Origin of the sequence: Falsiroseomonas sp. E2-1-a20 (assembly GCF_051433195.1) — a bacterium.
Classification (GTDB): Bacteria; Pseudomonadota; Alphaproteobacteria; order Acetobacterales; family Acetobacteraceae; genus Falsiroseomonas.
Genome location: NZ_JBHMFT010000166.1, coordinates 1 through 1,006, shown reverse-complemented (window position 1 = coordinate 1,006; position 1,006 = coordinate 1). Strand labels below are relative to the sequence as shown.

2 protein-coding genes are annotated in these 1,006 nt (G+C 66.0%); both read left to right on the top strand.

The genetic code is table 11. The features are described from left to right. Positions 1-309, top strand: a 309-nt coding sequence (locus ACFHPP_RS31160; RefSeq protein WP_437167101.1) for an ureidoglycolate lyase, incomplete at its 5' end; no start/stop codon positions are given. After that, on the top strand, positions 306-1,006 hold a 701-nt coding region (locus ACFHPP_RS31155; RefSeq protein WP_437167100.1), incomplete at its 3' end, for a polysaccharide deacetylase family protein. The genes ACFHPP_RS31160 and ACFHPP_RS31155, both read left to right, overlap by 4 nt.

The window sequence follows — 1,006 nt, the reverse complement described above, 5'->3', positions numbered from 1 at the left end:
GCGTCCACGACGATGGAGCGGCACCAGTACTCCTCGCAATCCTTCGTGCCGATGGATGCCGGGCGCTGGATCGCGATCGTCGCGCCGCATGGCGCCGATGGCGCACCGGACATGGCGCGTGCGCAGGCTTTCATCGCTCGCGCGGACCAGGGCGTCACCTATGGTGCCGATGTCTGGCACCACCCCTTCACCGTGATAGACCGTCCCGGCCGCTTCGCGGTGTTCATGTGGAAGGATGGCAGCGCGGCGGATGACGAGTTCGTCCAGGTTGCCCCCTTCGAAGTCCATCTGGATGGAGAGGCCGAATGACCTACGAGGTGAAGCGCGACTACATCGGCTACGGCGGCAACCCTCCCGACCCGGAATGGCCGGGCGGCGCGCGGCTCGCGGTGAACTTCGTCATGAACTACGAGGAAGGCTCGGAGCCCTCCGTACAGGATGGTGAGGGCTACACGGAAAACGGCCACACCGAATCCAATGGCACCACGCCGGTCCCGAAGGGGCGCGACCTGGCGGCGGAGGGCATGTTCGAATACGGCAGCCGCGTCGGCTTCTGGCGGCTGCACCGGCTGTTCCAGGAACGTGGCCTGCCGGTGACGATCTTCGCCTGCGCGCTGGCGCTGGAACGCAACCCGGAAGCTGCCGCCGCCATTCGTGCGGCTGGCTACGACATCTGCTGCCATGGCTGGCGCTGGGTGAAGCATTATGAACTGACAGAGGCGGAGGAGCGCGAGCACATCGCACGCGCCGTCACCAGCCTGGAACGCACGCTCGGCCAGAAGCCGGATGGCTGGTACTGCCGCTACGGACCCTCGGTGAACACGCGCCGCCTGGTCACGGAGCATGGCGGCTTCCTGTATGACAGCGACTACTATGGCGAGGAACTGCCCTTCTGGGTCACGGTGGAAGGCCAGGGCCGGCTGGTGGTGCCGTATTCGCTGACCAACAACGATGGCAAGTACAACGGCGTCACCGGCAACGCGGACCAGTGGTTCGCCTTCGTGCG